6 protein-coding genes are annotated in these 6,767 nt (G+C 70.7%); 2 read left to right on the top strand and 4 right to left on the bottom strand.

Annotated elements, in window-relative coordinates; translation table 11 throughout:
- From AC2W7J_RS14105 to AC2W7J_RS14090, 4 genes are all read right to left on the bottom strand, one after another.
- A partial coding sequence (locus tag AC2W7J_RS14105; protein WP_485983149.1) for a single-stranded DNA-binding protein occupies positions 1 to 475 on the bottom strand: 475 nt, incomplete at its 3' end.
- A gap of 73 nt (positions 476 to 548) precedes the next feature.
- On the bottom strand, positions 549 to 836 hold the full coding sequence (gene rpsF, locus AC2W7J_RS14100) for a 30S ribosomal protein S6 (protein WP_084451046.1): 288 nt from the start codon (positions 834 to 836) through the stop codon (positions 549 to 551).
- A gap of 172 nt (positions 837 to 1,008) precedes the next feature.
- Positions 1,009 to 1,317, bottom strand: coding sequence for a hypothetical protein (locus tag AC2W7J_RS14095; protein WP_485983147.1), 309 nt, complete (start codon positions 1,315 to 1,317; stop codon positions 1,009 to 1,011).
- Positions 1,318 to 1,328: 11 nt separating this feature from the next.
- Positions 1,329 to 4,712 (bottom strand): transglycosylase domain-containing protein, encoded by a 3,384-nt coding sequence (locus AC2W7J_RS14090; RefSeq protein WP_485983145.1) that lies wholly within the window; start codon positions 4,710 to 4,712, stop codon positions 1,329 to 1,331.
- 187 nt (positions 4,713 to 4,899) lie between these two features.
- Between AC2W7J_RS14090 and AC2W7J_RS14085 the strand changes: the two genes are divergently transcribed.
- Both AC2W7J_RS14085 and AC2W7J_RS14080 read left to right on the top strand, forming a co-directional pair.
- Positions 4,900 to 5,508 (top strand): PadR family transcriptional regulator, encoded by a 609-nt coding sequence (locus tag AC2W7J_RS14085; RefSeq protein ID WP_255184824.1) that lies wholly within the window; start codon positions 4,900 to 4,902, stop codon positions 5,506 to 5,508.
- Entirely contained in the window at positions 5,505 to 6,596 is a 1,092-nt protein-coding gene (locus AC2W7J_RS14080; protein ID WP_255184825.1) for an inositol-3-phosphate synthase, read from the top strand. Before AC2W7J_RS14085 ends, AC2W7J_RS14080 begins: the two co-directional genes overlap by 4 nt.
- Positions 6,597 to 6,767 lie beyond the last annotated feature (171 nt).

Here is a 6,767-nt window from a genome sequence, read left to right as displayed (position 1 = left end):
TCGCCCACGGGGTCGTCCTGCTGGCCGCCGAAGCCGCCACCAGAACCACCCCTGCTGGCCACCGCCGCCGCCCCCAGGAGCCGCCGCCCTGGCCGCCGCCACCGCCGCGCTGGGTCTTCGTCACCTTGGCGGTGGCGTAGCGCAGCGACGGGCCGACCTCGTCGACCTGCATCTCCATGACGGAGCGCTTCTGCCCGGTCTCCTTGTCCTCCCACGAGCGGGAGACGAGGCGACCGGTGACGACGACGCGGGTGCCACGGGTGAGGGACTCCGCCACGTTCTCAGCAGCCTCGCGCCACACGGAGCAGCGCATGAAGAGCGTCTCCGCGTCCTTCCACTCGTTCGTCTGACGGTCGAAGGTGCGCGGGGTCGAGGCCACGGTGAAGTTGGCCACGGCCGCGCCGCTCGGGGTGAACCGGAGCTCCGGGTCAGCCGTGAGGTTGCCGATAACGGTGATGGGGGTCTCGCCTGCCATGGGATTCCTTGTCGATCGGTGATCTCTCAGGTGAGCCTGTCAGTGGGGACCGACAGGCCGGGAGGGACGCCTCTCAGGCGTCGACGCGCATGAGCTTGGTCCGCAGGACCTGCTCGGAGAGACCCAGCTGACGGTCGAGCTCCTTGCTCGTGGCCGGCGTGCAGGTCAGGTTGGCGACGGCGTAGAGGCCCTCGGCCTTCTTGTTGATCTCGTACGCGAGACGACGACGACCCCAGTGGTCGATCTTGTCCACGCTGCCGCCGTCCTTGGTGACGACGGTGAGGAACTTGTCGAACAGGGGCTGGACGGCCCGCTCGTCGGTCTCGGGGTCGAAGATGACCATGAGCTCGTACTGACGCATGCTGATAACCCGCCTCCTTCGGTCTGTGCGGTCACGGTCTCTCCGTGACAGGAGGGTTGGTGCATCGGTGCCCGGGCACGCCGGTCGGGTGACAGACCTGCTCCGGGGACGCCTCAGGGTATCGGCTGCCCTCCCTTCGCACCAAAGCGTGCCGGACGAAGGGGGGTCCGCATCAGACCGCGACCGGCTCCTGTGGACGGTCGTCCGGCAGGGCACGAGCCTGTGGACGGGGGCCGGGGTTGTCGACCGGCGTGTACCAGACGCTCCACATGAGGAAACCCCACGCGATGGCCCGTCCGAGCACGGCGACGGCGTACCACTGGGCCGGCAGGCCCTTGTCGGGGTCGGCGGCGGCGCCGATGTGCAGCCACAGCGCCGTGGCGTGGACCGCCTCGACGGCGACGAGGCCCAGGTGGGTCCGCCACGAGACGCCCGCGAGGAGCGCCAGCGGCAGCACCCACAGGGCCGCCTGGACCGGCACCGAGGGGCTCGTCAGCGCGACGACCGGGACGGCGAAGGCCGCGACCTGCGCCCAGGTCGCGGGACGCCAGGCCCTGCGGACCATGACGACGCAGGCCCACACGGCCAGTCCCCAGCCCGCGACCGAGGCGAGCGGGGCGACGCGAGCGGGCAGCGGGTGCCCGGCGAGCTCGGGGATGAGCAGGACGGAGCCGTAGCCGGGCTTCTCGCCCCACCACGCCCGCAGCGGGCCGGTGACGATGTCGGGCGAGGCGAGCGCAAGGACGACGGCCAGCCCGACGGCGGTGCCGAGGCGACGAGGACCGTCCGCACGGCGGCCGCCTCGTGCCCGACCCGACGCGCGGCGACGACGAGCGCGACGGCGACGATGCCCACCCAGGCGTGCCCCAGCAGGGCCAGGCCGAGCAGGACGCCGGCGAGCACAGGACGGCGGCGGGTGTCGGCGAGCATCGCCGCCATGACGAGGGTGACGACGACGAGGTCGGGCGACAGGAGGGCGGCGACGACGTGCACGGGCGACAGGGCCAGCTGGGTCGCCAGGTCGAGCCGCTCGGGGCGGAGCATTCCGACACACCAGACGGCCGCGACGAGGCAGAGGGTGATGATGATCGTCCACAGCGCCATGTACCAGCGGGAGGCGTCGAGCCAGCCGGCCTCGGGGACGAGGCCGCCCACGGCGGACATGAGCCCGGAGAGCAGCGGCATCTGGTCGAGGCGGATCTCACCGGTCAGCCAGCCGCCGAGGCCCCGGTCGAGCCCGGCGAGCTGGTACTGGGCCGGCAGGTCCGAGAAGCAGCCCCGCCAGAACTGGTCGTTGCCGTTCCAGCCGTTGACGACGCAGTGCCCCTGGCGCAGGAAGGCCGACCCCATCGGGAGCAGAACGAGCAGCACGACGAGCGGGAGCAGCCGCGGCAGCGAGCGCTCACGCGGCGCGGCCCGACGGCCGAGCGGCCCCCGACGAGCGCGCTCGCCTCCCGCGGGAGCAGGTCGCGCTCGGTCCACTCGCGGGGCACTAGTCGCCCTGCCCGGCCGAGCCGCTGCCGCCGGGGTGAGGCTCGGCCTCGGGAGGGTCGGGGTCTGACGCGTCGAGGTCGGCGACGGCTCGCTCGTCGAGGTGGGCGACGGCGCCGTCGTCCGTCGGCGGGTCGTCGTCGGCGGGTCGTCGAAGAGCTGGTCGTCGAAGAGCTGGTCGTCGAGCGGGGTCGTCGACGACGTGGTGCTGCTCTTCGTCGTCGAGGAGCTCTTCGTCGTCGAGGTGCTCGAGCGGGTCGAGCTGCTCGACGTCGAGGTCGGCTCCTGGGTTGTCGAGCGCGTCGTCGTCGGCTGCGGCACCGGCGTCTGGGTCGTCGTGATCGGCGCCGGGGCGTCGGTCGGACGGCTCGTCTGCGGGCGGAAGGTGACATTGCCGGCCGGCGGCAGGCTCTCGACCGGCTCGCCCTCGAGCGCGCCGATCATGTAGTCGGTCCAGATCCGCGCCGGGATCGTGCCGCCGGTGACCTCGGCGAAGCCGCCGAGGTTCTTCAGCTGGTTCTTCTCGACCAGCCGGCCGTCGCCCTTGTACATGCCGACGGCGGTCGCGAGCTGCCCCGGGGTGAAGCCGTCGAACCACGCCGCGTAGTTGTTGGACGTCGTGCCCGTCTTGCCGCCGACGGGGCGGCCGAGGTCGGCGACCGTCGGGTATCCGGTGCCGCCGGGCTGGTTGACCAGGCTCATCGCCTGGATGGTGTCGCGGGCGACGTCCTGGGGGAAGGCGCGGCGCACGTCCTTCTTCACCTTGTAGTCGAGGTCGTGCTGGTCGCCGGTGCTCTTCACCGAGGAGATGTAGTACGGCGTGGCCCGGCGGCCCTCGGCGGCGATCGTCGCGTAGGCATTGGCCATGTCGATGACCCGCACCGCGTCGGTGCCGAAGACGTTGCCGGGCCCGGTCGACAGGGAGGTGCGCTTGTCCCCGTCGTAGGCGACGACACCGGCGTCCTTGGCCGACTCGGCGGTCGACTTCGGCGTCACGGCGAGGTTGAGCTGGCCGTAGTAGGTGTTGATCGACTTCTGGGTCGCGGTGCGCATGTTGACCGGGCCGTAGGAGGTGTTGCCGAAGTTGACGATGCCGCCCTGGCGCTGGATGTCGGTCGCGCTCGCCCCGTCGTAGATGAAGGCACGGTTGAAGTAGGGGCTGGCTCCGCTGTAGGTCGTCGACAGCGGGATCCCCTTGCGCAGCGCCGCGATCATCGTGAAGGGCTTCATCGTCGAGCCGGCCTGCATCTTGCCGTCGACGGCGGAGTTGAAGTAGCCGTAGCGGCCGGTGCCGAAGCGCGAGCCGCCGTACATCGCCCGGATCGCGCCGTCACCCGGCTCGATCGAGGCCAGCCCGATGTGCAGGTCGGAGGTGCCCTCACCCGTGGGGCGCGACTTCTTCACCGCCGCGGCCGCGGACTCCTGGGCGTCCTTGTCGATCGTCGTGACGATCTTGAAGCCCCCGCGGTCGATGTCGGCATCGGTGAGGTCGAGCCGGCTGCGCAGCTCCTGCCGGACCTCCTCGGTGATGAAGCCGATGTCGTCGGAGGCCGCCTCCGAGCGCTGCTTGGGGGCGATGGTCTTGGGGAACTTCTGCTTCGACCGCTCGGCCGGGGTCATCCACCCCTCGGCGACCATGCCGTCGAGGACATAGGCCCACCGCTCCTTGGCGGCCGCGGTCTGGGTCTCGCCGAGCGCCGGGTCGTAGAGGGAGGGTCCGCGGATGACGCTCGCCAGCAGGGCGCCCTCCGACGGCGTCAGCTTGCTGACGTCCTTGCCGAAGTAGGCCTTGGAGGCGGTCTGGATGCCGTCAGCGCCGCGACCGAAGTAGATGGTGTTGAGGTAGTTGGCGAGGATCTCGTCCTTGCTCAGCTCGCCGTCGATCTTCACCGAGATGAGGATCTCGCGGGCCTTGCGCTCGAGGCTGCGGTCCTGGGTGAGGAAGTAGTTCTTCACGTACTGCTGGGTGATGGTCGAGCCGCCACCCCGGTCCTCGCCGGCGACCGCACCGGAGATCGCCCGGAAGATCCCCTTGGGCGAGATGCCGCGGTTGTCGTAGAAGGTGCGGTCCTCGGCGGCGATGAAGGCGTGCTGCACCCCGTCGGGCACCTGCTTGATCTCCACCGACTCGCGGTTGACCGTCGCGATGCGATCCATCTCGGTCTTGCCGTCGGAGTAGTAGAGGACGGAGGCCTGCGAGACGGCGCGGTCGTTGGGCTTGGGGATGTCGGTGAGCATGTAGGCCACGACGACCCCGACGATGCCGAGCGCGATGAGCGCGACGAGCGCCAGCAGGAGCTTGCGCACGATGCCCCGGCGACCACGACGACGCCGGGTGCTGCGTCGCGAGCGCGCCTCGGCGCGCGTGCGGGGGGACCTGGCCATGGAGCACCTCGTGGGACGGGGGCGGGTACGACTGACTCCAGTATGAACGCACGACGACGCGCGGCCATCTCCTCGCTCGATGTATCTGCTCGATACATCGGGTAACCTGATCCCGCCTTGCCGATCCGCGCCCCACCGGGCCCACCCCCTTCGGCCGGGTCCACCGATTGGAGCGAAGGGAGTTGCCGTGCGCCGTCGCGAGATGCTCGAGTTCGCCGTGCTCGGCCTGCTCCACGAGAGCCCGCTGCACGGCTACGAGCTGCGTCGCCGGCTCAACACCCGGCTCGGCGCCTTCCGCGCGCTCTCCTTCGGCACCCTCTACCCCTGCCTGGCGAGCCTGCAGGGGCAGGACCTGGTCAGCGTCGACCACGACGCGGCCCGCGCGTCCGGCACCCGCCGGCAGCGCATCACCTACACGATCACCGACGCAGGCCGGGAGGCCTTCGCCACGATCGCCGGGCGCACCGACCCGAGCAGCTGGGCGGACGACGCCTTCGACGTCCGGCTGGCCTTCTTCACCCGGACCGAGCGCGAGGTGCGCCTGCGCATCCTCGAGGGTCGCCGTGCCCGGCTCGCCGAGCAACTGAGCGCCATGCGCGACGGCGAGCGCCTCGAGCGCCTCGACCCGTGGACGGCCGCCCTCCACAGCCACGGGGAGGACGCCATCGAGCGCGCCGTCTCCTGGCTCGACGAGCTCATCGACGCCGAGCGACGCACCCCCCAGGTGCGCCCGGGCTCGCTGAGCGACCCCGCACATCCCGCCTTCAACCCGCCCCCCATCAAGGAGAACCCATGACCGCCATCCGCGTCGCCATCGTCGGCGTCGGCAACTGCGCGAGCTCGCTCGTGCAGGGTGTCGAGTACTACAAGGACGCCGACCCGCAGGGCAGCGTCCCCGGTCTCATGCACGTGACCTTCGGCGACTACCACGTCTCCGACGTCGAGTTCGTCGCTGCCTTCGACGTCGACGACAAGAAGGTCGGCAAGGACCTCGCCGAGGCCATCAACTCCTCGGAGAACAACACCATCAAGATCGCCGAGGTCCCCACGACCGGCGTCACCGTCCAGCGCGGCCACACCCTCGACGGCATCGGCAAGTACTACGCCATGACGATCGACGAGTCCCCGGCCGAGCCGGTCGACGTCGTCCAGGCGCTCAAGGACGCCGAGGTCGACGTGCTCGTCTCCTACCTGCCGGTGGGCTCCGAGGAGGCCGACAAGTTCTACGCGCAGTGCGCGATCGACGCGGGCGTCGCCTTCGTCAACGCCCTGCCCGTCTTCATCGCCTCCGACCCGGAGTGGGCGAAGAAGTTCGAGGACGCCGGTGTCCCGATCATCGGTGACGACATCAAGAGCCAGGTCGGCGCGACGATCACCCACCGCGTCATGGCCAAGCTCTTCGAGCAGCGCGGCGTGGTCCTCGACCGCACCTACCAGCTCAACGTCGGCGGCAACATGGACTTCAAGAACATGCTCGAGCGCGAGCGCCTGGAGTCGAAGAAGATCTCGAAGACGCAGGCCGTCACCTCCAACCTCGAGGGCCCCCTCGCCGGCAAGAAGGACGACCGCAACGTCCACATCGGCCCCTCGGACTACGTGGCCTGGCTCGACGACCGCAAGTGGGCCTACGTGCGCCTCGAGGGTCGCGCCTTCGGCGACGTGCCGCTCAACCTCGAGTACAAGCTCGAGGTCTGGGACTCCCCCAACTCGGCCGGCATCATCATCGACGCCATCCGCGCGGCGAAGATCGCCAAGGACCGCGGCGTCGGCGGCGCCCTGCTCTCCGCGAGCAGCTACCTCATGAAGTCGCCGCCGGAGCAGCGCGAGGACACCGAGGGCCGAGCGAAGCTCGAGGCCTTCATCGCGGGCACCGAGGAGCGCTGACCCACCCCGCGCGCTGACCGACCCCGGGTTTCCGGGGCCCCCGAGACACACCCCCCTTCGCACGGGTTTCGACCTCCTGCGAAGGGGGTGTTTCTCGTGCTCAGCCGGCGGCGGGCGCCAGGGTGACCGGCAGCTCGGCCAGGCCGCGCAGGACCCAGGTCGGGCGCCGCG

Source organism: Janibacter sp. CFPM2_SD2, from assembly GCF_057364645.1.
The sequence above is the reverse complement of the archived record's forward strand: the minus strand, read 5'-3'. Positions and strand labels throughout refer to the sequence as shown.